Source organism: Roseicyclus marinus (genome assembly GCF_030163795.1).
Taxonomy (GTDB): Bacteria; Pseudomonadota; Alphaproteobacteria; order Rhodobacterales; family Rhodobacteraceae; genus Roseicyclus; species Roseicyclus marinus.
The window spans coordinates 23,001-49,357 of sequence record NZ_JASJOF010000012.1 but is presented as its reverse complement, the minus strand read 5'-3'; the positions used below and the strand labels follow the sequence as shown (position 1 = coordinate 49,357).

Here is a 26,357-nt window from a genome sequence, read left to right as displayed (position 1 = left end):
AGAAGTCGGAGTTGTTGGCGCAGAGGAACCGCGCCAGGCGTCGATCTTGAGGCCCTTGGTTCAGCTCCGTCTTTCCGGGTCCGGCAGCTTGGACATTGACGTCTGCGCACGAGTTGCCCGGCTTCGCGCCTACGATAAGGAGCCCCGGCTGCTTGCAACCATCGACCAGATAGCTCAGCAATGGACCACGCGTCGACGCTTCAGCCACCTCATCTCAAATTTAAGGGCAACGCGACAGGAGGTTTCAGGGGAGCAGGTCAGAAAGCAAAAGGCTTCTGGCACAGGCGGCGAGAACCCTTCTTCCTCAAGGCGCTCGAATGTTCAGCCGGGGCCGTCTTCGACCACGTCATGCAGGACCCCAACGATCCGTTCGTGGTCGGTCTACAATGACATCATAACCCGGAGCGGATGTCGCAGATACGGCGCGCCGGACTTGTCGGTTTGTTCCCGGTGGGCTTCCGCAGCGATTTCGATGGCGCGTTGAAGGTTTAATAGCTTCTCCTAGTGTATTAACGCTGCACCGGGGGGCTTCGGCCAGAAGTCGGGGCTTTTTTCTTCGAGCGACTGTAGAAGCTTACTCTCCTCTTCGCTAAGGTTTTCACGATCTGCTCCAGAGGCAATAAGTCCGTGAAGTTGTGACCGTTGTTCGTCCCAACGCCGTGACAGTACTGACCAATGATGCTCGTCATACGTACCCCGAAAGATCACGGGCCGAATTTCTATTCGCGGCAAATCTTGGCTACCTGCATCTATTGCCTCCTTCAGGAGACGTGACCAATAGCTGTTCCTACGGTCGACACGGCCGATTTGCTGTTCTACCACTCCCGGGTTCCATTCGAGATGGAGTAGAATGACGACTCGGCAGCTTTCGTGAAGATTGAGTCCTTCGCGTCCAACCATGGATTGGGCGATAAGCACATGTGGTTCGCTCTCTGAGCGATTGAATGCAAGCTGAACCAGACGTCGCGTGGAAGACAGTGTCTGACCGTAGAGCATCCGAGCGAATAAGGCTCGAGGGGAACTGTACTCCTCTATCAGTCTCTTCCGAAGCTGTGCCCACAACGCCTTCTCAGATATGCCCTCTAGTTCTTCGTCCTGCGCGTTTCCTTCGCCGCGCTCGCGGAGGGCATCGAATACCTGAGTGAGCGCTTCGACTACCGCTTCGCGTGATATTCTGGTTCCCGAAGCCTCTTCCCGAAGCAAGGGCTCGGCTGCCCGAGCCAGTGGTGTGACGATTTCAGACGTATTCTCGTCACTCGCAATGGCCTGTAACAGTGTTGGCTGGCCGGTTGCTCCGCTCTCAATAAGGGCCAGTATGTGATCGCGCAGCGTCTGACGTTCCGTTTCAAAGGTTTTGTAGGAAGCGGTTAGGATGTCATCGACGCGCTCGCGATCGTATTCGACTTCGAGTTGCTTAGCTGCTGCACGCAATACACCTTGATCGTAGTCTGACGTCTTTTCCTGTGGCCATGGCATTCCGTCCCGCACCGCCCGTAACAAGGCTCGCGCATTGAGAAGATCGGTCAACACGCGCATGGGGCGCGTGAAGCGTCCGAATACCAGCACTTTTTCTCCGGTGAGCGTGTAGTTTTCAATCTCATTAACAACTGCCAGAAGGACCGGATGCTCATAAAGACTTTCAGTGCCATCGGTGAATGACGCAGTCAGCGTGTTCTTCCACCAATCTGCGCGTTGCTTTCGCTTTTGTGCGCCATATTGTTCCGCGGTAAGTTCCGCACTGGCTTCGATACCATCTTCGATACAGTCTTCTTTCACTTGCAGGCGATCGGCTTCATGATCTTCGGGGTGCCTGTTGTCCGCCTGCTGACTGGCCAGTTTGTCGATGATCCCAGCCACCCCATGGCCATTGCTGATTGTCAGCCGCGCACGCGCCGCTTTTGTATCAGCCTCCGCCTGGCCGATGACTGACAGTGCCTCGGCGGCAAAGACGATGCGCCGCCAATCCGGCGACAAATCCCCGGGCTGAACTTCGATCGGCTGCTCTCGTCGGTAGTTTATTCCATTGGGCGCATGCTTGTCGAACAGCATGATGGTTTCATCACGCCGCTTGTCCCGGCGTACGACCCAAGCCTCCAGACTCTCTTGAAAATTCGTCGCGGCGACCTTGTAACGATGATGCGCTACTTCGTCCGTACGCCATCTACTACGCACTGCTTCGGCAGCTTCGCGAAACTCCAAAACGGCAGGTTTGATGGACATCCATTTGTTGTCAGACATGGAAACGCGCTTTAGCGTGCCCTCCCACTGCGACACGTCAAGTTCGACCGGAGTCGCCGTTAGACCCAGGCGGCGGCATGTTTTGCCACGCGGGAAAAGGATGCTATCCAGAAGCGCCGATAACTTTCCCCGTTCGCTACGTGACTTATGAGCTTCATCGATGATGACAAGGTCGAAAGGGCCAAGAGCAAGCCCGAGAGTGCGCTCGAGCAACTTGAGCTCGGTCGAATGGTTCTTAAAGCGGTCAGACTGAAAATCATCGAGCTCAGAGCGTTTATCGATGTCTCGGAATTCATGGACGATCGCCTCAACAGAAGTCTCCGTAAGTTGGCATTTCTGTGCCCGCTTAAAAATTTCTTTTGCCGCTAGTTCGACGCCCGGCATTCGCCAATGTGCGAGCTGGCACCCACCTCTGATTTTTTTGTCTAGCCTTCGAACGATCAGCTTTAGGAGATCGGCACGCCACCTTATTCCGGACGTTTGCGCACGCACGTCGCCAAAACGGTGCGAAAGGATCACGAGGGGATCATCCATTCTTTCCGCGCCATCAGTTTCATATTCAAGCATCAAGCCGTCAAAGCTGCGCAAAATATCTTTAGAACTTTCGCCTGCCTTCGTGATCTCGTCGCGCCATTGCGGGGCGACGACCGGCGGTACAACCAATGCAACCCTGCCACCGCTACGCTTTACCGCAAGGGCGAGAGCAACGGCGATCCGGGTTTTGCCCATTCCCACCTCATCGGCGAGCACGGCACCGTGATTTCTCAAGGATGCCGACAAAGCTTTCAACGCGTCGAGCTGACCCTCATCGAGATAGCCTTGCGGAAACAATGGTGGTTCTTGTGATCCGCTGATGTTAGCGGCAACAGATCCCCATCCTGCGAATTTGCCCGACTTAGCAACCATCAGAGACCTTGCGTTCCAGCCCATCGAATTTGGTCACCTCCCAGTTGGCTTCAGCGGCACTCAAGGCTTCATGAATGGCCGAGAACTCAGTGCTACCGCGCTTTACGTAGTCCGGCAGGAATGGCGGTTCCCGCAGGCAGGAAAGGGGATTGATCTTTAGTGGGAGCAGTGCCTCGACCAGTGCGCCTCTCGTCGCTTCTTTGTCATGGTGTCGACCAACATTTCCACGCTCGGGCATTCTGCCCAATTGCGTCAGCACACATTGCAGCCGCTGTGTCCAACTAATCCAATCCGATTGGGGCACCATCGTCTGGCGTTCAGCAATCGCCTCGATCAGCTGCATGGTTCGCCGGATAGCATAATGGCCGTCCGGTGCCAGGCGCCTAGCCGCGCTCGGCGGTTTTCTGGTGTTCGGCAGCGCTGGCAGATCTTCGTCGTCTTCGGTGTCCCCGCCATCTGGCACAGCAGGAAAGCAATCAAGTAGTTCGATGGCTTGCTCGAGATCAATCGGCTCCAGCGGCCGCGCAGCAAGCCGTCCATAGCCGTCCAACACGGGAACCAGGACAGTTGACGCATCGTCGTTCTGATCTGGGCGACGCACGCCTACATGCACCGGCTGTTCGCCACTCCACAGAAACTGTCCAGAAGCGTTCTGAGTAAGAGCTTCGTTGCTCGTGCCCAGTATCACTAACCCTGTGGCGTCCTCGCCTTGCGGCACTGCAAGAAAATCGACCGTCTCGCCGGGTATCCAGACAAGATGGGAGACAGGCGCTGCGATGAAGCGCGTGTCTCGCTCAGGTGGACCGTCTCCTGCAGTTAGCATTGAAAGATCGGTGATGTGAGCGTCCCAATCGACGGGTAGAAGGTCGCCGACTGGGACCAGGCGGGACTTGGTCCCGGCAGGTTCCCAGCTTAAACCGTCTGCAGCCATTATGACCCCGGCTTCTAGATTGCCATCGTAGCGCGGGGCAGCGAGAAAACCGGCAGGCGTGAGATTTCCTGAGCCCAGATAGACCCAGGCGGAGGCGCAGCGCCTGCCATCTGCGTGGCGGTTTGCTGAAAAAAGGAATTTGGCATGCAGGCGCCTCATGTCGCCGTCAGTCTTCAGCGGACGCAGGAGCGACCAACTCGCTTTGCGCATCCTTTTGAAAACCTGCTCATCGGCCAGTGCTGCGCATTTGTCGCTCTCTACCACAAGTGTGATCTTCGCGGATCGGCTAAGGAGAGAGGCATCTATAAGCGCATTGGCGATCGCTTGGGGAACAACTGGCAAGCCTGCGGTCTGCCCCCCTTCCCAGAATCCTGACCCAAGAACGAGGTTGTTGCGGCGCTGCGATCCAGCATGTGTTTTTACGCGACTCACAAGTTGGGCAATCAGAGCTTGCTGCCTCGTATCGATGAAGCGTGGCGTTGAATTAGGTCGGGGTTTCAGCTGGTTCGTCCAGCGCTCCAATTCGGCAAATGCCGCACTTTGAGTTTTCTGTGCCTTTCCGGCCTCGGCGTCCCCTTCTAAAAGCCGGCACTGGTATTGGAGCCGCAACCAACGCCAGAAATCGCGCGCCGCGGCCATGTCAGTCCGCAGTTGCTCGAGCGCGTCGTCCGGTTCCCGCGCAAGAATATCTTCCGCCGCCAGATCGAGCCGCCAGATGAGGTCGATGCTATCTTCGGTGGTCTGCCGGGTCCAGTTGCCCGTGGTAACAAGCAAGCGCAGAGCCCATTTGCTTTCATCGGTCGGGCTGCGAAATGCCAAAAGCGCAACCTTCGCATGCATAAGGCGATAGGGCGGGGCATTGTTACGGGCGGGCAGATGCAGGACGCCTGGCACTTCGCCAGGAGGGATCTGTGCCTGCGAACGGTCAAGGCAGAGCCCAATGAACGTGCGGCCAAGTTCAGCGCGTGCCGATCGACCCTGGCCAGTGAAACGCTCGACGAACGCCTCCATGAAATCTGCGTCGGCAGAAAACCCGCAAATCCATCCTGCATGGCCGGTCATGTCAGTCGGGGGTGCAGCATGCTCCACAAGAGAAAGGGGCAGATGTGGAACGGCCATCAGTTCTGACCCTGGGCTTCGATGAACGTTCCGAGCCGTCCGTCAAGGTCTAGTGACAGGCGTCGCAGGTAAGTTATGCGCGGAGAGATCGAAGGTGGCAGGACATCACGCTCGGCGCGCATGGGCGCAGCGTCCTCTCTGCCATCGGAGTCGGTTTCGAGATCGGACCCGTCGTGCGTAGCGTCGTCCACGCGAAGAGCAGCATCTGTCCGCCACGCAGCAGTCGGAACGACAACGCTGCCGGTCACCCGCAACATGTGGTTCTCCCGTTTCACGAGCATCCTGATCGCATGAACGTCGGATTGAAGTGCTTCGGTGCAAAAATCGCGTGCCGCTGCAGCCGCATCATCCGGCCCGTGACCATCAAGTTCCAGAAACTGCTGCGCTTCCTTGCGCCACGCTTCCAACGAGGCCGACACCCCTTCAGGAAGCGCTCGCGTCAGGTCAAGACGTGAATGGGCGATAAGTTCCTGTTCGATATTTGCCAACACACCGATAGCAGCGTCGCGGGTTTGAAGGAGGGCTGCTCCTGCTTGCAGATCCTTCCAGTGGTTGTCGTCGATCTCGGCGGGTTGATTTCCCCAGTCGGTGTCTGGGATCGTGCCAAAACCGTCGCCTCCATCGATTCTCCCCGTCCAGATTAGAGCGTCATGACGACGCTCGGCGCCTGCTCCGGGGAACGCCAGCGCCTCACGCATTACCTTGCGGGCATCATCTCCCGCATCGGCTGTTGGATTGAGTTTTTGGCGAAGAGAGGCTGTAAAGTTCACCGGTTCATTGAGCACCCAGTCGCGAAGATAATCGGGAAGGTACCGCTTCCCTCGGCCGCTTTCGCCGAAAACGGCATCAATAAGCTGCTGTCCGCGAACGTTGACAGAAAAGCTGTTGAATCTGGACCCGCTCGCATCAACAAGTCCAAGCGCGGGGAGCGCTTGGACACAGCCCATGCGCATGGGTTGGGTTACATAGGCCGACTGTGACTTCAGCCGACGAAAGGTCCGATCAGACCCTCCATCTTGCAATGCCTTGAGCTTGCGTGACCCCCGCAGTCTCCAATCTCCACGGCTCCAGTCTCTCTCCTGATAGCCGATCCAGCAGGCGAGAGCCTCTATGGCGTTGGCGACTTCTATCTTGCTTCCTGCATGTGCGGTCTCTTCCGCGATTCTAATGCCGAGAAGCGCGAGCGCCGCTTGGCGTATAAACCACATCCCGCCAAGTCCGGGAACCGCAGCTTCGTTGTAGAGCATGACTGCCTTGCCAAGCCCCAGCGTCAGTCTTCTGCGCGACTGCTTGACGCTTTCAGGCGCCAGCATGCCCCATTGTATTGTCATTTAATGATAACTTTCTGTTCGGCGGCAGGTAGCTGCGCCAGGTCCAGCCGCCCATGGTCTATCCAGAACAGAGCTAAACCTTGCAGCGGGCGCTGCGGGAACAGTTGTGCCGCCAGACCGGCATAGGCAGAAAGCTGCGGCCAGTAGAGGCCGAAGCCCTCACCCGCACCGCCGGTCTTGTGGTCGATCAACAGGCATCCCTTCGGCCCAACTGCTAACAGGTCGATCATGCCGGGAATTTCCGCACCCTCTTTGGTACGTCCGAGAAGAGGGATTTCACAAAGTAGATCAGTGTAGCCATGAGCCGCAAGCCAGGCTTTCAGCGCCGCCGCCCGTTCTGCGACCAGCGCTAGGATTGCGTCATCCAATCCGGTTGCCTTGGGCAGGGCTTCAGTTAGATCAGACCGCGTCAGGCAAGTCCGCAAGGCAAGGTGGATGGCTGTCCCACGGGCCGCGTCACTAACTGTGTTCGGCCATGGCTTACCCAAGCTGATAACCTGGCTTTCTGGTGCAGGCAGGGCCGTGGTGGCTTGCGATGGCTGCAACCTCCAGGGGGTCAAGTCCACAGCAGGCAAGGGGGTATCGCGGCCGAGCCGTGGTGTATCCGTGATCTCGGTCTCTGAATACGCGGTGAAGCTCGCGTGTTCGGGCAATTGCCTGATGATGGCCGGACACTCGATCCCACCGATGCGCAGTGTTTCACCACCGATCTGTGGCGCACAGGCATCCATGAACACATGGAATAGGCATTTGGCTTCCGGAGCTTCCTCGTCACGCTCGTTCAGGAAGCTTGGCCACTCCAGAACTAATCGGTCGCGTGCCCGGGTCAGGGCGACGTAAAGAAGGTTCTTCGCATTTGCCTCGAAATCCGCACGCCGATCCTCAATGAACCGTCGCTCGGCCTCCGGGGCGGCAAATCCCGGCGTGTGGATCAGTGCGGCTGAGGCCAGCACCACGTCCATATCGTCGATCTCGTCAAGCGCGGTGAACCGGGTCGCGGTGCTGCCCGGCCAGTCTTCGATCCCGTGGTCGAATTCCGCGACCACAGTTATCGGCCATTCACGCCCCTTGCTGGCGTGCCATGTGACGATCTCGACCGCCTCGGCGCCGTTGGCGGCGGGGTCGGGACGGCGGTCGAAATCGCGCTCGCTGGCGCGGGCATCCAGCCAGCCAAGAAACACCTTGGCGCTTTCGCCATGGAAACCGGCTGCCGCCTTGAGATCACGGTGCGCGGATTCGAAGTCGCTCGCTTCGGCTTCAAGCCGCAGAAGGTCCGCACGCGCCTGTGCTGGGTCGCGCTGACGGTTAGCCCAGATACGCAGCCCAGAAGCATTGATCACCAGGTCCACTGCATCGGAAATTGGCAAGCGAGCAAGGCGGTTCGACAGCGCCGCCAGGCGCAGGAGGATCGGATCATCCTCCAACCGCCCTTGGATCTTCGCTTGCATGGCGGCTTGTAGGCTGAGCGGATCGGGGCCGAGGGTGCGCAGGACCAGCGCGGCATTCGTATCGGCTGGGTTCGCGGCATAGCTGAGCGCCGCGCGAGCCGCCTGAAAAACCGGGCTTGTCGCCCAGCCATCCTCGGCAATGCGGACAGGTACGCCGCGAGCGCGCAATTCCTCGGCATAGCGGGCTGCGGTCGCGTGCCGGCAGACCAGAAGAGCGATGTCAGAGGGGCGCACGCCCCTTGGGGCCTTGCTGTGCCGGTCGGTGATCGTTTCCCCCACCTGCAAGATCTGGGCGATGCGCTCTGCAACATGCTCTTGCGGCTTCGAATACTTTCTTACCCCGCGACCCTTGACGATGTTCAAGACCTCGAGCGCCGGACCAGGCACCGGATCACGCGTCGGGGCTAACTGGTTGTAGCCTGCGCCAAACAGCCCGCCGCCCATAGCATTGACGAAGTCCATCACCGCCGGTGTAGACCGCCAGTTGCGGTCAAGGGGCTGCGTCGCATCGGGGTTGGCCGCCGCCAGCGCCTGAGACAGGCGCGGATCAGCGCCCTGAAAACCCATGATCGACTGTTTGACATCCCCCACCAGCAGGGTGCGCGGCGCGTGGGCACCAAGCTGCCAGAGCAGCGCGAATTGCACCGGGTTGGTGTCCTGGAATTCGTCGATGATGACGCAGTCGATTTCATCCAGCACGGCCTGTCGCACTGCCGGATCGGTCCGCAAAAGCCGCTCGGCGCCTGCAATCATGTCGGCATAGTCAATCAGCCCAAGCGCCTTTTTGCGTGTCTCATAAGCTTCCATCACTTCCTGCGCACAGGCGATCAGGCAATGAAAGTGTAGTTTGGCATCGGCCAAGGGGCCGGGATGTGACGGCAGCACCTCGGCAGCCTGCATGATCGCAAGAGCAAGATCGTCATAGCCATCAGGTGTTTTTGAATTCCGGTTCGAGATAAAGAGAGTGCGCAGGGACTGCCAAACGCTCCAGTCCCGATCCAGCATCGCCGGATCACGTTCGACACGGCGAAACAGGGCCAGATTGTTTTCCAGCGTCTCGCGGGGGCCCTTCGCTGTGACGCCGTCCATGCCACCGTCCGGAAAGGCAGTGAGCATGGTAGCAACCGCCTTCGCCAACGCATCACGGGCGGCTGTGGGGTCTGCGATCACCTTGCCGTAGATTTCATCGAGCCGCTTTAATGCGGGTGCGATCAGCCCGGGATCACGGCCTTTGTCACCGAGCCCCCGTAACAGGTCGATCATCGACAGAACCCGGCCCCGTAGTGAATCTTCGACCGTTTCGCCTTTTTGCCAGTTGGGCTGATATCCGAACCGCTCGGGTTCGGCCTTGATCGGATCAAGCGACTTAGCATGGGCCAGCGCCTGCCGGATCAGCAGCTCGCGCTCGGCATCGCCAAGGTGACGCGGTTGCAGCGATGCACCTGCTGCTAGCGCATGTTCCGTCAATAAACGCAGGCCCAAACCATGGATGGTAGAGACATATGCGCGCTCCACGGCCATGGCCTCGGTGACCAGCCCGTCCGCCAGGAGACCCGCCCGGATACGTTCGCGCAATTCGCCCGCAGCGGCTTCGGTAAAGGTCACCGCAAGGATGCGTTCGGGTCGTACGATCTTGCGTTTCACCCAGTCAGAAAGCTGGGTCTTGATACGATGGGTTTTTCCCGCGCCCGCGCCGGCGGGAACGATGACCAACCCTCGGTCTAAATCTGCTCCGTCCATGGTCATACCTCCTCGATCTGGCGGATGAACGCGGTAACCAGGGTCGAGCCATCGGTCAGCGCATAGGGCGTGAATCCTGCTTCTTTCTTGAAAAAGCCTTCATCTGCTGAGGTATTCAGCACCACCCGGCCGGCCCCTAGCTGCGCCAGCCGTTCAGCAAGCATCGCAACAGCCGCATCGTTGACGGCGTCGCCTATGTCGTGGGCGGGAGATCCTTCTGCAGGCACATGCCCGGAGGTTAAGAGCCCACCATCATTCATAAGGTGATAGGCAATACCGACCTGTCGGCCAATCAGCGGGTCCATCCCGTCGCCGTCGCGCCGGATAGGACGGGCGAGCATGTCTCGGTATAGCCCTGCTTGCAGATCCCACCCTGCCTCCATTCGCCTACGCCGGGCCGATGTGCCGCTTTTTTTGTGATCGACGACAAGAAGCGTACCGTCTGGCAACTCAAGGATCGCATCGGCCTTACCGTGCAGGTTGATGCCATGCGCCTCACCCGCCAGCCAGATCTCGTTGCCGATGATTTTTGCGCCAAGCGCCAGCAGATGTTCGCGCCAGCGCAGCGCCGCCTGCAGGATCTCACGCTCGAGCCCGCCGCGCTCCATTTCCCATGATGCGCTTCGCAGAAACCCAGCATGGCGGGTCAACGCTCGATCATAGGCCTCGGCAACTGCAGCTGTCAGTGCCGTAGGTTCTGGCAGGGGTCGGTCCTTGAGGAACACATGTTCAAACACGTCATGGGCAATGTTGCCTTTGGCCATCACATCGAGTTCCTCAGCGGACCAAGACATGTCGCCCGCGCCAACCTCGTCCAGAAGCCATGCCAGCGGGCTGACCAGAAGTGTTTCCAGCCGTGAGGGTGACTGAGGTTTGCTTGTTCCGTCATCTTTGCGACGGAGCGCCAACAGGTCGAGGCCTGGGAACGAGAGCGCCTCGGGGAGTTCGTCCGATTCCGGCAACGGTGGCAGACGGTGATGTGCCACAGGCCAGTCGCCGGGCGGCAGGCGCGACAGGTCGAGGATCAGATCATGAGCTTCTTCTACATCCGATATTGCGCGTGCGACCAGTGATAGCCCAGCTGAAGGTTGCTGCCGCACGCCCGACAGATCGCGCCACGGGACTAGAAATGTCACAGACTCCGCAACCGCCTGAAGCTGCTGGTCAAAGAGGAAGAGGCTTTCAGCCAAACCCTCTGCCCTCCCGCGAAGCTGCAAACCGGTGGTGGTTCGAATTGCAGTGATTTCGCTGTCCAGAAACAGCGGGTTGGCGCGAGGTCGGGTCGGATACTGACCGTCGGTGAAATCCGTGATGATCAGATGTCGGCATTGCCGCCACGGAGTTTCGTGCGCGGACCAGAGGCTTACACCTTCAAGGTTGCGCTCTGGATCGGCACTTGACGGGGATGCAATCTGGATACCGCGCAGGATAGCTTCCCAGTCTGGGCTACCCTCGCCGGGCGGGATCGACAGACGGGCTCGAACCTCGTTCCCTTGCGCAATGCGCTCACAGATACGGTCGATCAGGAAACGCAGTTGCGCAAGGCTGCTGGCGGATGAGCGAATATCCGTCCAGAGGTCTTTGTGCGCAGGGCTGGGCGACAGGATATCACCGCGAAAGTCACCATTCATAATGCTTTCGGCAAGGTCGCGCCCGGTTTGGGCTGACCAAGGCATCAGCGGTGACAATGCGAGACTTGCAAGGACCATCGCAGGTGTGGGTGTGCGCTTAGCTAACGCAAGTTGAAGTGCTGTTTCACCAACGAGGTCGCGCTCTGGCAGGCTGCCGGGAAGCCCTGAAATCGGCACGCCCTGCTCGGCAAAGGCACGGGCGATCTGGCGTGGGTCACCAGAGGCCAGCACAGCAATCTCCCGTGCCGGGATGCCACTTTCGATCAGGGCACGCGCACGGGCCGCCGCAAAGTCAGCGCAGGCAGCCACATCGCGCAAACCATAAAAGGCGAGGCTGTCATCCTTTGGCGCGGCCTCGATTGCGGCCTCGGCTACTCCGCCCTGCAAAGCGTGCAGCCGCAATCCTTCACGCGCCGCGCGCGCCTTGGCGGGCGCCGCCACAGCCCCGAATTCATCCTTAAGTCTTCCATAAAGCGCCTTCATCGCGGCTGGTGCATGCGGGTCAAGGGACCCTTCAACAACCGGCAATGGGTCAAGAAACCGCCCATGCGGCAGGTCCAGAACATGGCGGACCGCGGCCAGCCCCTCGGGCAATGCGTCACCCAACTTGCGCCAAAGTGCGATCATAGCATCCAGATGTCGCCCTGCACGGCTGTCGCCCATCGCGCCCGCTGATGGAACGCGCAGATCGGCAGTGGCCAGCACCAGACCTTCCAACGCCCCGCTGACGGCCGACATTGTCTCGACCGGTGCATTGGCCAGGCTCTCGCGCCAGACCGGGTGAGGGTCTTCCGCCATCACCCGCCCCGGCGCCCATTCTTGGGCTTTGGGGGCAAGGGATAGCTCTGCAAGACCGGTATTAGTCAGACGATACTGCAGGCCGGAGCGGGGGTCGGCGACGAGAAAAGGGTAAAACATGGATTTCGGGCTCACCGTGCAAATTGATAGTGTATTGGGATATTATTTTAAATCAATGGCTTGTGTGGCCAAGGTCATTCTCTTTCGAACTCTCAATCGAAGCATTTCGAATATTCCCCCATATGTCTAACCACCCGGATAGACCTCGAAGAGATCCTCGGCCGCACCGCTTTCAGATGTGAGGTCCCTGTAATCCCGCACCAGTTGCGAGATGATGTCTGCGCCTTCAACAATCTCGGCCCAGCGGTGTTGAAGCACGGCCGCAGGATCAAGCAGCCCCAGCATGTTGCCGGCAATCGCCGCCGTTGAGTCGCTGTCTCCACCATGGGTGGCGGCAATCAGCAGGGCCTCTTCGAAGGTTTCTCCGGCGAGGCAGGCATAGAGCGCGATGGACAGCGCCTCCTCAGCGATCCATCCACCACCCAGAGATTCAACGGTTTCTCCCGAACCGTCCCGCGGCGCGTGGAGCGCAGCTTGAATTGCCCGAGCAGTCTCTTCGCCCCCGGTTAGTCGCGCATATATCTCTGCAGTTCGGGTCGCACTCTCCTCAAGGTCGGCACCTGCCATGACGGCGGCAAGCATTTCTGCCCAGGCTGCAGCTGCAAGCTGACCGGTCAGGTGGCCATGCGTCAAAGCAGATGTCTCGACGGCCATCGCACGAACCTGTTCTCGGGGGAACATCAAGCCGATCGGGGCCACTCGCATAATGGTGCCACATCCTTTGCTGTTGTTTCGCGCATGGTCCCCAAACTGCGCGCTCGCGGCCAGGGATGACAGGCAGGTATTGCCAGGCGCGCGGCAGACCCGCAGGCGCGGGTCATTCATCAGCCCCACATCATCTGTTTGAACCTGCGGTTCGCAACCTTGGGTTTTGAACCAACGCAGCAGTGCGTGATGGATCACAGACGGCGGGTGGCAGCTACCCTTGAGAATGCCGCGGACCTGCGCGCGGATGATCCCCTCGACCGTAAACAGGGTCATTTGGGTGTCATCGGTAATGGCGCCGTACAGCCCCATATGTTTTGGCAACTCCGAAATTCCGTTCGGAAAACGTTGGCGAATTTCGGTTAGAGAAAGGAATTCGATATCGGCACCCAAACTGTCTCCGATCGCCCCACCCAGAAGGCTGGCATGCAGTCGGATAAGCGATAACCCGTCATGTCGGGCGTAGTCGCGAACAAAGCGTTCCTGTACCAGCGTTTCAATGGCTCCTGACCGCGCGGCACGGACGAGGGCCATGGCCTCACCTGCTGGATGCCCGCGATCAACCAGCAGAAGCGCGGCAACGGTTCCCGCACGCCCCAGTCCCCCTCGGCAATGGACCAGCACACGGCCGCCTGTTTCCAGAATGCTGTGAAGGCGGGGCGCCAATTGGCGCCAGCGCGCCTTGGCCTTTGGCGTTGGTACATCCAGGTCGGGGATCGGGAAGTGGTGCCAGTCCATACCTCGTGCCTTGGCCGCATCGCCGAGACCTGTGACGGAAAGCAGCTCTAACTCCGAGTCCTCGACTAGGGTTACAACGGCTTGCGCGCCCCACGCCGTGATTACATCGAGATCAATGTCCAGATCGCGGTCCCATCCCGCGCCGAAGACACTGTCGCCTTTCTTGCCAGGACATAGGGTCAGGCCGAGATGACCGTTGCCAACGGGCAAGCTGTCGATGCGAAGGGGGTGAGACGTGCTGTTACGAAGCAAGCGGTGTTCTTTCCTTGTTGATTCGACTTGAGACTACTACCTGAACACGTCACTTTCGGTCGTATCGGACGAAGTGTTAACCGAAATCTCCAAGAATTGCGCCTCAACCTGATCTCCCCATCTCACTAGATACCATTCCATTTCCTGCCGTCCTCCTGCGCGGAAACGGACAATCAGTGACCCGTCATCCTTCCGCTCGGTCTGCTGTTTGGGATGAAACAGATATCCCGCAGCTTCATCGGCAACGTCCGGCAGAAACCGCCAGACGACATCAAGCGGTTCTTCCCGCCACACACCAAAGCTCTCTGATAGCCATTCCTGCAGATCGAATCCTTTGGGGCGCTCATAGATTTCGGGCTCCAACGAAACCCGTTCAAAACCAGCAAGCGCAAACAGTCGAAGATCGTCCTGATATTCGCTCCAAGCCAAAAGGTATTGGCGCCCTTGACCAAATAACATGGCAATTGGGCCGAGCCGGGTGTTGCGTGAAAGCTTTGCCGAAGTACGGGCGCGATGATCAGCAGAGATCATGACCCCTGCAAGGATCGCTTCGCGAATTGTAGATAAAATCTCAGAGGAGATTTTTTCACGAGGTCCAGGTCGAAAGGCAACTCCGTCAGCCAATAGCTGTGCTTCAAGGTCAGCAGCAATCAAACGGCGGCGATCCTCGCGGAACATTGCCTGCACCTTTACTAAAAGGCGCTCCAATATTTCCGCTGTTAGTTCATCTCCCTCGCGCCGCGCAATAGCGACAGCGCGGTGGCCGGCGGTCAGTTCATCAAGCGTGGGTTCGGCCATGCGACCCAATGATCCCGGCGGGAAGCGCCAGTATTTTCGACCGCTATCGCCAGAGATTTCCTCAATTTGAGGGTAGGCGTTACGTACGGCATCACGCATGCGTTCTGCCGTGCGACGGGATACGCTGAATTCTCGCTCTATGTCGGAAAGCGAAATCCCCTCCGCTGACCCCTGCATTATCAGAGCGAGTCGTTGCAAATCTTCTTGGCGAGCGTAGCGCATGACTCTTCCTAGCAATACAGTACAATCATTCTGACGGCGCACTTTGCGTCAACGCCTAAAGCCAATCGGTCGCGTTGTTCCTGTCTTTGCCTCATCCTCAAGGATAAGAGCGCGCAGGATCTCCTCTGGGTCGGCAACACCCAGTGCCTGCATTCTGCGGGCTACGTTCGCGAAATCTCCCGGAGCAAGTCGATCAAGCGTAGACAAGTCTTTCGGCGGCGAACATGAAAAATGCGCAGACCAAGCCAGCGGAAGTTGATCGGCTAAGAGAAAATCGAACCGTATGCGGAAGGTAAACCGGCGCTGTGTGGCAGGGTCGAGCTTTTCGACGAAGTTGGTAGTGCAGACGAAGGGCAACGGGTGGCTTTCCATCCAGGTCAGCATCTCATTGACCTGGCTCACCTCCCAGCTGCGTTCAGCTCCACGACGATCAGCCAGTAGACTGTCAGCCTCGTCGAAAATGAGCATGGCACCCTCGGCGCGTGCGTCAGAAAAGGCCCGCGCGATGTTCTGCTCGCTTTCGCCAACCCATTTCGAAATGAGGTCCGAGGCGCGCTTTTCGATGACCGGCATGCCGATGACCCGGGCCAGATGCCGTGCCCATGCGCTTTTGCCGGTCCCCGCCGGTCCCTCAAGACAGAAGCTGACCCGGCGCGGTGTGCCCGCCCGAGCTAGCTGCCCTTCGATCCGGGCTAGATCAACATCGGCGCAGGCCAGGTCCTCCTGCCAAGGCACTTCTGAATAATGGCGCGGCGCGCTATCGGCTCCGCCCTTTGCCAGACGGGCGGCGGCATCAAGTATCTGCGAGACAACAGCAGGCCCACCATCACAAAGCCTTGCCACCGCCATCGCGTCCGAAACAAGCGCCGGGGCCTGATCATGCCGTTCCGCCATATCCGGCAGGGCGGCGTCCGGTATCCCGACACCATGCCGCTCTTCGAGGCGTTGCCAGATACGCGTGCGCACGCGGCCCGATGGCGGGCGCATCAGCACCGAGTAGCTGATCCGCCGCAGGAAGGCAGGGTCAAAGGAGTGAACCGAATTCGTGGTCCAAATCACCGGGATCGGATTGGTTTCAAGAATTCGGTTGAAATGAACCTTCGACGGCATGTCATGGCTAAAGCGGAAGCCCTGCCCACCAATCAGGTCTTCCATCTCGTCAAACAGCAGTACGGTATCCGATCTTTGCCCCAGCATACGAGATGCCATGGCGAGTTCAGCTAAACGCTCCCGGCGTGACGGCTCGCCTCCCTCATTGTCCGTTTCGCCGATCGCGCGCAGTTCGGCACCGACCTCACGCGCGAGCACCTTGGCGAATTCGGTCTTCCCTGTCCCAGGAGGGCCGTAGAGAAGAATGTGTACGCCGGGTTGGCGTTTGGCCAGCGCGCTTGATAGCAGGTCACGCATCAGGTCCGCGTCCTGGCCTAGACCTTCGAAATCTTGCCATTGAGCCTGCGGCTTAGCTGCACGCGGGAACATCAGGGCTATCAGGTCGGTAATGCAATCGACTTCGGCAAGTAGCGCCAGGGTCAAGCGATCAGAGAGATCGAACGGCATCCGGCGGTGACGCCCGCCGCTGTTGCGCTGCACCAATCCCGAGTTTGTCAGTCGGCCGGACGCCCGCATGGCTGAGCGGATTTCAGGCTCGGGCTCTGCGCAGAACCATGACAAAAGCAGCGGCACGGTGACTTCTTTGGTGTCCAGCGCGCCATCGACGACATGCTCGAATCCGTCGAACAACTTGTAGAAAGCGACGAAGATGAGCATCGATGTTTCGGTCGCTGTTAGCCCGAAGTGCTCGCCAAGAAGGGTTGCATTGCGCTGAACCACCTCGCCCTCGCCACCCCCCGCGGTCGGCACCAAGTCGTGCGCCATAGTCCTGATTTTGTTCCACCATTGCGAGCTTGGTCGGCTACGGGGCCGTTCGGGACACTCGACTTCTGTCAGGTACTCCAGCCATCCGGGCAGTTCCTTTGCTATGCGGCTGGCAGGACCGAAACGGTTGGCCAATCGAGCTATCATTTCTAGGGCGATATACTGTTCGTGCGGCATTGCTCGTCTCCGTCATTACTACGGAGGTGTCACAACGATACGTCAGATATGGACGTACCCTGAGAAGAGAGCGCACTGTGTTGTTTTTGTATGAGCGCCATGGTGAAAAATGGCGGCTTGTTTCTAACCCGATGGCCAAGACCTAGAGCTGCGTTGTCAGCACGATCATCCAGGAAACTATTTTGAGGAGGACCACTTTTCAGGAGGCAGGCCAGGGGGATCGCAATCATATATTTCTCGTGAACTACTTCTAAGTTTTACTGCCTCGATGTTTCCATGCAAATAATGCATCGGTAATCGCCAAACTCGGGAAGCAGATTGAAGCATACTAATACACCGATAAACCATCCCAAACCAACAGCAGGCACTGCGTAAATAACAAAAAGCCAGCCATACAACCAATTGAAAACAAGAAATGAAAATATACCTGTATTGGGGAGAGGATCATCATTTTGGTATAGCCTGCCTATCATATTTCCCATAATGCCAGCACCAAATACAGCTGGATAGGCAAATGAGCGGCCGAGGCATGACGGCGCGTATATCGCCCACAGAAATCCGACCACAACGAGCAGCGAGATCGTCCAGACGATCTGGGCCTTTCTCGTCACCGCAGACGCTCGCGACATCGGCTCACCTATAACGATGCCGCGAGACGATCCTTCCCGAAACATGAACGAGAGTCGCAAATTCCATCGGCGAAAAACGTTGGTTTCTCGGAAAATATGCCACTAGGACACCACTGCAGCCAGGGTGTTTGACTCTTGTCGTATACTCTAGCGTTTCAGAAAGATCGTCCCTTTGGGGCAAATTTAAAGGTGCAATATTGGTGCTCCCGCATGTCAAGCACAATGGGCGGCGCTTCTGCTCGCTCAGTGCTAAAAGAACACTTTCGGGGTTTTTGGGAACCATTGAGTCTAAGGCCTTCAACCAATCAGGATGATCATCCTTTCGTTCTCCCATCAGCCGAGATAAAAAACCTTTCTTCATGGGCCTGGGATGAGTTGCCCGCACCTCTGCAACCATGTCTTGAAGCTCACTCTCACTTGGCAACTTCTCGATTGCCACAACACAGGCACAGTCCTCACAAACACCAAGTTCACGAGTTAGCTGTGCTCTATTGCCAGTGTCATCACACCATGAGAATGCACCATGGGTTTGGACAGCAGCGACCTGATAGTCACATGTGCTGCACTCAATAACAGCCGTGGGAATTGACATGCGTAATTCTCAGTCTTGAAAAGCTACCCCAATCACTGTGAATTTGTCGACTTCAAGCGTCAAGTGTATGCGAGACGCAGCAACCCTATGTGGGGAGTCGTATCGTCTGGGCGTATCAGTGTAGCAGGGGATCCTCGCTGCCACGCCGGTGCCACGCTAGAGGTCACTGATAAGGTGCGCGGCGCGATAGAAGAGCGCAAGTGACGGCACTCGCGCTCGAAGTGCCCTAAGAGAAGGCTGGGAATCGGGGGCGGGTTACCATCTGCGTCGTAATCACCGCCTCGGGTTAAGCTGGTCGCGGTATGGGCATCCCTCGGAGCGGCGGATCTTTGGTCTCAAAGTGAAATGCTCCAGTAGTCGAGTACCTCAAGCACTTCATCCCGAGGATAGTACGGGCCTGCGGATGCTAGATCCTTCACGATGGCAGCCTTCCTGCGGTCTGCCGACTCCTTGATCCGCGCCGAGAACTGGGCCGTGCCTAGAGGACGCGAAGGCTGATCGGGCTTTGGCCAGCTCTTTGGATAGGCATCCCAGTTCGACCATTCAACAACCTGGCCTGCGATGTCCGTTACCTCTTTATGATCGCAGGACCAGCCGTAGAGGTTGAGCGCGCACACGCGAAGCATCATCTTCACATCGATCATGACGTCGGTGAACGCCTTCAACGGCGTCGGCAGCAGGACCATGTTCGCTACACACGAGAAGTAGCGTCGATCCTGAACCACGGCATTGCTGGTCTGATATGCGGCATCATCCACACCCCAGATGTGGCAGCATGACCAGTTCGGTCGCTCCACGGCACGCAGACCCAATGCAAGAGTTAAAGCCTTGTTCGCATGGATGTTTCCTTCGAACTTGTGGATGACCGCTCCTGTCTGTCGATTGTGGTTCATCTGCGGCTCAGACCAATTTGCCTTATAAAACAGGGCTCTTCGAGCGTGTTCTGGGTACCAAACGGGAAGATAGTCGAATGTCCGCGGATCGACCCATCGTGCAGTCCGCTCGATCAACCCCATCACATCCTTGAGGCTGAGCTCTCGCCGCAGCGCTTCTAGGCCGTCAGGAAGTAATTCGGCGTTGGTATCTTCTTGCTGGTTCTGCGGCACTACTATCTCTATTCCAAATTTCTAGGTGGCAGAATTGATAAGCCGCTGTTTCCAACTTGGAGCAACCATAGAATTCGAGTGGAATAGCGTGAACTGCCCCCCGTTTCGACCGGACACTTGGGCATGACCATGGAGGCTTAGGCCTATGCCTGAGCACGTGCTTATGTCTGAGATAGAGATCATCACCGATGGCGGCCGTCGGCGCCGCTGGACTGCCGCCGAGAAGCTGCGGATCGTGGAGGAGACGCTGGACGACCGGGCCAGCATTTCGGTCGTGGCGCGCCGGAATGGCGTAGCGCCCAACCTGCTGTATCGTTGGCGTCGGCTCATGCTCGAAGGGGGGAGTGTCGCCGTGACCGAGGATGACGACGTCACCAGCAACAAGATCGTCCGTCAAATGGAGGATCGCATCCGCGAACTCGAACGCCACCTCGGCCGCAAGACGCTCGAGGCCGAGATCCTGCGCGAGGCGCTGGACAAGTCACGGTCAAAAAAACCGACCTTGCTCGCGCGGTCGCCGCTGAAGGACGATTTCCAGTGAAGGTCGTGGCGGAAACCCTGGGCGTGGCCCGCTCGAACCTGATCGATCGGTTGAACGGGAGAACGAAGCCGCGGCGGCGCTATCATAAAGCGCAAGACGCGGCGTTGGTGCCGTTGATCACCACGCTGGTGGCGGCGCGCCCGACCTACGGCTACCGTCGGATCACGGCGATCCTGAACCGCAAGCTTCGCGCAGAGGGCCTGGCCCCGGTCAACCACAAGCGGGTTTACCGGATCATGCAGGCCCATAACCTGCTGCTGGCGCGGAAATACTCCGAGCGCCCCGAGCATGTTCACGACGGCAAGGTGATCGTCATGCGCTCGAACCTGCGTTGGTGTTCCGACGGGTTCGAGTTCACCTGCTAGAATGGCGACATCGTCCGCGGCGCGTTCATAATCGATGCCCACGACCGCGAGATCATCGCCTGGCGCGCCGTGGTCAACGCCGGGATCAGCGGTTCCGACATCCGCGACATCATGCTCGAGGCCGTGGAGCGCCGCTTTGGCGGTCACCGTGCGCCGTCGGTCATCGAGATGCTGTCCGATAACGGCTCGCCTTACATCGCGAAGGACACGCAGATCTTCGCCCGCCAGCTGGGCCTGAAGCCCTGCTTCACGCCGGTCCAGAGCCCTCAGAGCAACGGACTCTCAGAGGCCTTCGTCAAGACTCTGAAGCGCGATTACGTCCAGGTGACACCGTTGCCGGATGCACAGACCGTTCTCGGATTGATCGGAGGCTGGATCGAGGACTACAACGACAACCACCCGCACTCAGGGCTGAAAATGCGCTCGCCACGCGAGTTCATCGCAGCTCAAACCGCAACCGCCTGAGTGTCCGGTGAAATGGGGGCAAGACCATAGCGGCAACTTCGAATCCGCCTGATGGTGATCGGCTTAATGCTCTTATCCCTTATCCGGCGCAGATCAGATCGCTTCGAACATCCGCCGCAAACCAAACGAGCGCGCCATGTTCGCCCCGGCGGATTGGCGAAGTCGCTGAATTGGAACTTTTTGCTCCAAGACTGCTGGGGGAACCAAGTCGACGTTAAGACTGGAAGCGATACGAAGCTGATCCCAATCACGGCTTAGCAAAAGCGCCACCCTGAACCCTATCGCCATGGCTCTGGTTGATAAGCCGCCTTTGCCACAACCTTGCTCGCATCACCGCGCGATCGGTATCGGCCGATCAACTCACCGGCGGCAGCATCATCGACCGCCTTCACGCGGTACAGGGTGAGGCTCTTATCGCTATTGGGCTGGAGCTTAAAAACCCGACCGTTCTTGCGGCAGTAGATAAATTTCGAGCCCTTGATCTGGGTCCAGGGACAATCGGCGTAAGACAGGAGCCGCCGCTCCCGCTCCAACCGCGCCTCTTCAAGTTGCCTTTCCTCCTCGACACGCCTTTCATCGCGCAACCGCTGGAATTGCGCGATCGTGTAATCCGCAAGGCGCCCGATGATCGCGGGCATCTCTGTGCCCGCCTCCTTCTCAGCCTGATAGATGGCCAGGCATTCAGCCTCAAGTTTGGGCTCAGGATTACCTATATACTCTCCCTCGATCATGCATTTCATGCGCTGCTCAAGGTCCGTCATGGTCAGTGTCGGTCCTGGCAGGCTGTTGAGGAAGTCGAGCATATCCGCCTTCGGGATCCAACACTCAATAGCAGCGCCAAGGATCTTCTCCCGCGGCCCTTCCCACTTCTTCCAGACCGAACTGTCTCGATCAAGCTCTGTGACAATCTCGAGGGCGAGCTTTGCGAGGGAGCGCTCTTCCCGCACGTGGCGCAAGGAGGGACTGCGCACATATTCGACCAAAAGGCTGTAAACGAGCTGGGTTCGCTGGTGCATAAACATGTTCTCGCCTTTGAATGCGTCATAAAGTCAGCGAGGCGTTTACCCCGTTCCACGCTTTGATGCAGGAGCTAGCCTCGATGACCAAGCGAGACTGTGAGTCCCGTAAACTGCCGGATCATCACTTCAGTGAGCATAGATGGAATGAGGCAGGTCAAGCGCCACGATCGCGTCCGACAGGGTCTACTAGTCCTCTGCTATAGCCGCTGCCCACATGAGAACTCCAAGCGTGCGACCTGACCCAGCTGGAAAGCCTCTTCGCGACGTTCTGAATTATATCTGCAGCCTTGCGCGGCAACGTCTAACTGTCACCAGTTTAAAGATCGCCGGTTGAGTTAGCGACTGTTCGCAGCGCCATGCGTTTTCCTGTAAACGAACACAAGTTGCTACTCTCATAAGCGGCGGGGAACTACATACGCAAGCGTGCTGGAACCATGGTAAACACAGAACAACCTTGACCCTTTTTGGCTTTGAAATAAGTGGATCGGTCACTGAACTTGTGGCAGAATAGTAGCCGAATTAATCGGCGGCGCTTTTTTAGTATTATGATCAACGATAGAACTCGTCGCGTTGAAAAAACACTGCAAATTCCAGAATGCAGACACAATCAGTTTGAAGACCTTGGCAAAAGAAAAAGGGGGCGTATTTGACGGGCTACAACCACTATCCCTCATGCACTTGTGGCTGGTGCGTAGGAGGAAATAGAAATCGATTAGAGAATGCTACACCTCGGATGGACTCCGCCAAAAGGATTTTGACGGAACTCAGAGTTCGCAGCCTCAACTCATGCTTTGTAAGCCCAAACGCTAAGTGTCCCGTTTGCCAGCAAGACGTCTTTTTTTATCAAAATATGTACGGGAGTAGAGTATTTTTTGATGAGTTGGGACCACCTTGGCCAAAGCACCCCTGTACGATTTCCAAAACTCAATCGAAACGCAATGATTTTCTGAGGCCAACTCAACGGCCTTCCACTGAGATCAGAAAGATCCTTGACGCTGATAACCTCGCAGGCACCTATTTCACAAGTGAATGGGGTCGAAGGAATGAAACTTGGGCGCTCTACGTTGTTGTAAAAACCTTAAGATCCACTGAAACTATCCGTGTATTTGTTGAAAGCGTTTCCTCAAAAGATATTGTTAAGCGCAATTTTACTATCAAAACAAAACGTAATGTAGTCGATGAAGGGGACCTTGTAAGTTATAATGGCAAGATATTCTCCTTTATAGGAAGAGAGCTTCTTACACCGATTAATGTTAACGAGTTTGATGGCTCATCAGCGCCTGAGCATCGAGATCAAAAAAAGGCTAGCCCTGTGAATGCAGAGTCTGATGGCGAAGTAATGCCACAGGCCGACCCTTTTTCGAACAACAACATGTCGCGACAAGACTTCATGCGAATATGCGAGAGAAAAGTTCGGAGGCTCGATAGTAGAGGACCTATTGAACCCATTACTCTTGCGCGAGAATTTAACCGCGAGGGATTTCGAACAGCTCGGGGGATGAAATGGGATGCTGCGCTCTCCGCTACCCTACTTGAGATGATCGGTTACCATAGCTGGCCAAAGCCAAGGCAGACAAAAAAATTTGTTGCGCCAAGCAAAAATTATATCTGGAAGTCTATAAAAACAAGACATGGAAAGGGTGCAGGCATCTCAACAGATGGGAGAGTTGCTAAAAGCTCCAGAGTCGATCCTTCGAAATCCAATAGTGAGAAGGCTAGTGAGCTGAATCTTGAATCACTGCGTGAAGAGGTCGATAAGCTCCGCGTCATAATGGACGCTTATCAAGATGAGAGGAACAAGCCTTGGATATCTGAAAAGAGGCGCCAAGTTATTACTCAACGCTTTCATAGTGTGAAAAAGAAGCATGACGAAAAAATGCGCATAATAATGAGTGGGAATTTATCCTAAGTTCATTACAGCCTAACAATTTGTTTTTAATATAGGAAGGTAGGGCAACGTAGAGATCAAGCGTCGCCACAACCAATCCAAAGCGTGCTGTCGAAGGTTTCTCTGAGGTTAATCTCATGTCTTTCCAGAAAGCCGCCGATCTTCTACGCCTCGCCGAGCTTGCGACAGCGCGCTATGCAGGCGTGTCACTCACCGACATCGAGGAGGAGTTCGGCATCGACCGGCGCACCGCGCAGCGGATGACCAAGGCGCTGGAGCAGATGTTTCCCAACTGCACCACCCAGATCGATGACGAGCGGCGCAAGTTCTGGAAGCTACGCGCCGATCATGCGCGGCTGATGCTGGCGCAGGGTATCCGCGACAGCGAGCTGGCGGCGCTGGAGCTGGCGATCCGCCGGGCCGAGCGCGAGGGCGCGGTGACGGATGTGCGGGCCTTGTCAGGTCTGCGCGACCGTCTTCTTTCGGCCATGCCCGGCCCCCATGCCCGCCGCGCAGAGGCCGATGCCGAGGCGATGCTCGAGGCGCATGGCTTTGCCTCCCGCCCCGGTCCGCAGGTCCAGGTCGCGGGCAACATCATGGGCGCGATCGCCGAGTCGCTGAAAGGCCCGCATGTGCTGAGCATCGTCTATGCCGGCGGCCGCGATCCCGACCGCGAGCGACGGCTTGAGCCGCATGGCCTGCTCCTTGGCACCCGCCGCTATCTTGTGGCGCGAGAGGCCGGGGGCGACGGACGGATGCAGCATTACAGGCTTGACCGGATCACCGCCGCCCGGATCGAGGCCGACAGCTTCGCACGCGATCCCGCCTTCGATCTCGGCACCCATGCGGCGCGCGCCTTCGGCAGCTATCACACAGATGCCGAATACGGCGAGGTGATCTGGCGCTTCAGCCCCACGGCCGCCCACACCGCGCGGGAGTTCCTGTTCCATCCGAGCCAAGTGATGACCGAGGAACCGGACGGCGGCCTGACCATCCGCTTCACGGCCTCGGGTCATCTGGAGATGGCCTGGCACCTCTACATGTGGGGCGATGCGGTCGAGGTTCTGGCCCCGGTCGCCCTGCGCGAGATGGTCGCCCGACACAGGCGGGGGGATTTCCCCGCCCTGCCCTGACCGATTGGCTGGGCTGCCAGTCGTTTAGCCGATGATCCGATCCGGAACGCCACCGCGAGGTCGGATCAGCTCAAACTCCCGACCGGTCCAGCGGGCCTTGCAGCCGGCAAGCCGGAAGGCCGCCCCCTGGTTCCAGATCATCCCGACATGCTCCTCGATCAGATCGGCCAGGAACACGGTCTCGTCCACCGCCAGATCGGGCGGCAGGACGTAGGCCGCGAACGGCAACGGCGAGTGGTAGGGATAGTAATCGCTCCAGGAGATGCAGTCCTCCCAATCCTGGCCCACCGGTTCCGAGCGCCAGTCCGTGACCATTACCAGCTCACCGGTCTGTTTGTGCTTCACCACCTTGTATTTTGCGTGAACCTCCGGGTTGCGCTCGATCCGCCGCACCAGCAGGCGGCAACCGTTCCGCGTCGCGGCGTTCATCTCCTCGAGGGTGCGGGCAGTCACGATCTTGCGGAGGGACGCGTCTTGGTTAGTTAGGGTCATGGTGGATCATCCTGATGGCGGGGTGGTCGGGGCGAAAGCTCAGGCAAAGGTCGGGATCGGCGCGCAGGCGGGTCAGAGCCTCGACCTCGGGCAGGTCGTCGAGGGGCACGATCGCATGGTCACATAGCAGGCAGATCCCGGCGGCGATGTCATTTTGGGTGGCGCCCTTCGGGCAATGGACGCTTTTGAGGAACCGCCCCTCGTCATCCCAGAGCGTTCCGGTCAGCGGGTTGAACTGCATCTTTGCCCTCCTTTGTGGGGGTTGCCGCGACATGGCGCGGGTGTGGTCGCTGGTCATGTTCGGGCGGGGCGCGTCAGATAGGCACTCCGCGCCCCGCCACAAGCCAAGGGCGCGCGCGTGGGTCAGATGATCCGGCAGGCCGGATCGTCCTTCCAGCGCAGCCAGACCGTCGGGCGCATCTCGGCTTCCGACAGAAAGGTCCGCGCGGAAAAGATCGGAACGCTGGCCGTTGTTGTGGAGACAAGGGCCCATGCGGGGTCCATGGCCAGGGCGTCATAGCCCCCGGCCCAGACCCCAGCCGCGGCGGCGGGGCAAAACGTGTCACCCGCCTCGTCAAAGGGACGCCCCGCTTCCCAAGCTCGGAACATGGCGCAGGCCTCGCCGTCGATCACCGGCAAGAGCCCCCGGCAAAGATCAGGGTCCGCGCGTTCCACCAGACGCTCCAGGGCATGGCGGCAGAAGCTGATGGCCGAGAGATGGAACCCGACACCTCTCGAAGAGACTCTGACGCGCATCCGAAGGTAGATCATGCCCGTTTCCGCGAAGACCGGTTCCCCAGTGACCCTGGTTTCGATCTCGCGGGTCAGGCGGGCCACGAAGGTCAGGCTCTTGCGATCCGCGCTCGCCGCGATCTGGACGACACCGGGCCTGCCCTTTATGCGTGCGGCGACCCGGCTCAGCGCCTTGGGGTTGGGCCTAAGCTCCGCCGCGATCCGCACGAGTCCCGACAGATCTGCCGAATCCTGCCCTGCCCTCGCGATGGCCTGTGTCGCATAGCCCCGTTTGAGTGAGAGCCGGAGCGCCGGCGACCGCGTGAAGGTGGCATGGTTCATCTGCATCTGGTCTTTCCTCCGGGC

The 26,357-nt window shown here is 58.3% G+C and carries 15 protein-coding genes and 1 pseudogene; 3 read left to right on the top strand and 13 right to left on the bottom strand.

Annotation, left to right across the window (positions count from 1 at the left end):
• Positions 1–501: 501 nt before the first annotated feature.
• The 9 genes from QQK63_RS15630 to QQK63_RS15590 all read right to left on the bottom strand — a co-directional run bounded on the left by QQK63_RS15630 (position 502) and on the right by QQK63_RS15590 (position 19,356).
• Positions 502–3,168, bottom strand: a complete 2,667-nt coding sequence (locus QQK63_RS15630) for a DEAD/DEAH box helicase (RefSeq protein WP_277822360.1) — start codon at positions 3,166–3,168, stop codon at positions 502–504.
• Positions 3,134–5,194, bottom strand: coding sequence for a phospholipase D-like domain-containing protein (locus QQK63_RS15625; protein ID WP_277822358.1), 2,061 nt, complete (start codon positions 5,192–5,194; stop codon positions 3,134–3,136). Before QQK63_RS15625 ends, QQK63_RS15630 begins: the two co-directional genes overlap by 35 nt.
• Positions 5,194–6,507, bottom strand: a complete 1,314-nt coding sequence (locus QQK63_RS15620) for a hypothetical protein (RefSeq protein WP_277822356.1) — start codon at positions 6,505–6,507, stop codon at positions 5,194–5,196. The genes QQK63_RS15625 and QQK63_RS15620 overlap by 1 nt, the downstream gene beginning before the upstream one ends.
• 14 nt (positions 6,508–6,521) lie before the next feature.
• Positions 6,522–9,713 carry a UvrD-helicase domain-containing protein gene (locus tag QQK63_RS15615; RefSeq protein ID WP_277822354.1) on the bottom strand — a complete coding sequence of 1,064 codons (3,192 nt, stop codon included), beginning with the start codon at positions 9,711–9,713 and terminating at the stop codon, positions 6,522–6,524.
• A 2-nt stretch (positions 9,714–9,715) separates the two neighbouring features.
• Positions 9,716–12,262, bottom strand: coding sequence for a PD-(D/E)XK nuclease family protein (locus QQK63_RS15610; protein WP_277822352.1), 2,547 nt, complete (start codon positions 12,260–12,262; stop codon positions 9,716–9,718).
• 126 nt (positions 12,263–12,388) lie between these two features.
• Positions 12,389–13,957 carry an ADP-ribosylglycohydrolase family protein gene (locus QQK63_RS15605; RefSeq protein WP_277822350.1) on the bottom strand — a complete coding sequence of 523 codons (1,569 nt, stop codon included), beginning with the start codon at positions 13,955–13,957 and terminating at the stop codon, positions 12,389–12,391.
• A 36-nt stretch (positions 13,958–13,993) separates the two neighbouring features.
• Positions 13,994–14,977, bottom strand: a complete 984-nt coding sequence (locus QQK63_RS15600) for a helix-turn-helix transcriptional regulator (RefSeq protein WP_277822348.1) — start codon at positions 14,975–14,977, stop codon at positions 13,994–13,996.
• 48 nt (positions 14,978–15,025) lie between these two features.
• The gene (locus tag QQK63_RS15595) at positions 15,026–16,987 is read right to left on the bottom strand and encodes an AAA family ATPase (protein WP_284283241.1); all 1,962 of its coding nucleotides are present in this window, start codon (positions 16,985–16,987) and stop codon (positions 15,026–15,028) included.
• A 1,598-nt stretch (positions 16,988–18,585) separates the two neighbouring features.
• A complete protein-coding gene (locus QQK63_RS15590) occupies positions 18,586–19,356 on the bottom strand; it encodes a hypothetical protein (protein WP_277822344.1) in 771 nt (256 codons plus the stop codon).
• A gap of 145 nt (positions 19,357–19,501) precedes the next feature.
• On the opposite strand from QQK63_RS15590, the pseudogene QQK63_RS15585 reads away from it, so the two are divergent.
• Positions 19,502–20,727, top strand: a pseudogene (locus QQK63_RS15585) (IS3 family transposase).
• 278 nt (positions 20,728–21,005) lie between these two features.
• Here QQK63_RS15585 and QQK63_RS15580 read toward each other — a convergent pair.
• Complete coding sequence (locus QQK63_RS15580; RefSeq protein WP_277822342.1) at positions 21,006–21,749, bottom strand: hypothetical protein; 744 nt, start codon at positions 21,747–21,749, stop codon at positions 21,006–21,008.
• 730 nt (positions 21,750–22,479) lie between these two features.
• Between QQK63_RS15580 and QQK63_RS15575 the strand changes: the two genes are divergently transcribed.
• Positions 22,480–23,655 (top strand): hypothetical protein, encoded by a 1,176-nt coding sequence (locus tag QQK63_RS15575; protein ID WP_277822340.1) that lies wholly within the window; start codon positions 22,480–22,482, stop codon positions 23,653–23,655.
• Between the two features lie 116 nt (positions 23,656–23,771).
• The gene (locus tag QQK63_RS15570; protein WP_277822338.1) at positions 23,772–24,767 is read left to right on the top strand and encodes a helix-turn-helix transcriptional regulator; all 996 of its coding nucleotides are present in this window, start codon (positions 23,772–23,774) and stop codon (positions 24,765–24,767) included.
• A 24-nt stretch (positions 24,768–24,791) separates the two neighbouring features.
• Here the strand turns inward: QQK63_RS15570 and QQK63_RS15565 are convergent, their stop codons facing one another.
• The 3 genes from QQK63_RS15565 to QQK63_RS15555 all read right to left on the bottom strand — a co-directional run bounded on the left by QQK63_RS15565 (position 24,792) and on the right by QQK63_RS15555 (position 26,339).
• On the bottom strand, positions 24,792–25,259 hold the full coding sequence (locus QQK63_RS15565) for a hypothetical protein (RefSeq protein ID WP_277822336.1): 468 nt from the start codon (positions 25,257–25,259) through the stop codon (positions 24,792–24,794).
• On the bottom strand, positions 25,246–25,500 hold the full coding sequence (locus QQK63_RS15560; protein WP_277822334.1) for a hypothetical protein: 255 nt from the start codon (positions 25,498–25,500) through the stop codon (positions 25,246–25,248). The genes QQK63_RS15565 and QQK63_RS15560 overlap by 14 nt, the downstream gene beginning before the upstream one ends.
• Positions 25,501–25,622: 122 nt before the next feature.
• Positions 25,623–26,339 carry a hypothetical protein gene (locus QQK63_RS15555; protein WP_277822332.1) on the bottom strand — a complete coding sequence of 239 codons (717 nt, stop codon included), beginning with the start codon at positions 26,337–26,339 and terminating at the stop codon, positions 25,623–25,625.
• Between the last annotated feature and the right edge of the window lie 18 nt (positions 26,340–26,357).

What these genes read in the sequence shown, in the direction of transcription:
- QQK63_RS15610 (WP_277822352.1), bottom strand. Translation starts at nt 12,262, where the DNA reads ATGTTTTACCCTTTTCTCGTCGCCGACCCCCGCTCCGGCCTGCAGTAT.
- QQK63_RS15615 (WP_277822354.1), bottom strand. Translation starts at nt 9,713, where the DNA reads ATGGACGGAGCAGATTTAGACCGAGGGTTGGTCATCGTTCCCGCCGGC.
- QQK63_RS15600 (WP_277822348.1), bottom strand. Translation starts at nt 14,977, where the DNA reads ATGCGCTACGCTCGCCAAGAAGATTTGCAACGACTCGCTCTGATAATG.
- QQK63_RS15630 (WP_277822360.1), bottom strand. Translation starts at nt 3,168, where the DNA reads ATGGGCTGGAACGCAAGGTCTCTGATGGTTGCTAAGTCGGGCAAATTC.
- QQK63_RS15565 (WP_277822336.1), bottom strand. Translation starts at nt 25,259, where the DNA reads ATGACCCTAACTAACCAAGACGCGTCCCTCCGCAAGATCGTGACTGCC.
- QQK63_RS15625 (WP_277822358.1), bottom strand. Translation starts at nt 5,194, where the DNA reads ATGGCCGTTCCACATCTGCCCCTTTCTCTTGTGGAGCATGCTGCACCC.
- QQK63_RS15575 (WP_277822340.1), top strand. Translation starts at nt 22,480, where the DNA reads ATGGACTCCGCCAAAAGGATTTTGACGGAACTCAGAGTTCGCAGCCTC.
- QQK63_RS15570 (WP_277822338.1), top strand. Translation starts at nt 23,772, where the DNA reads ATGTCTTTCCAGAAAGCCGCCGATCTTCTACGCCTCGCCGAGCTTGCG.
- QQK63_RS15580 (WP_277822342.1), bottom strand. Translation starts at nt 21,749, where the DNA reads ATGTTTATGCACCAGCGAACCCAGCTCGTTTACAGCCTTTTGGTCGAA.
- QQK63_RS15555 (WP_277822332.1), bottom strand. Translation starts at nt 26,339, where the DNA reads ATGCAGATGAACCATGCCACCTTCACGCGGTCGCCGGCGCTCCGGCTC.
- QQK63_RS15620 (WP_277822356.1), bottom strand. Translation starts at nt 6,507, where the DNA reads ATGCTGGCGCCTGAAAGCGTCAAGCAGTCGCGCAGAAGACTGACGCTG.
- QQK63_RS15560 (WP_277822334.1), bottom strand. Translation starts at nt 25,500, where the DNA reads ATGCAGTTCAACCCGCTGACCGGAACGCTCTGGGATGACGAGGGGCGG.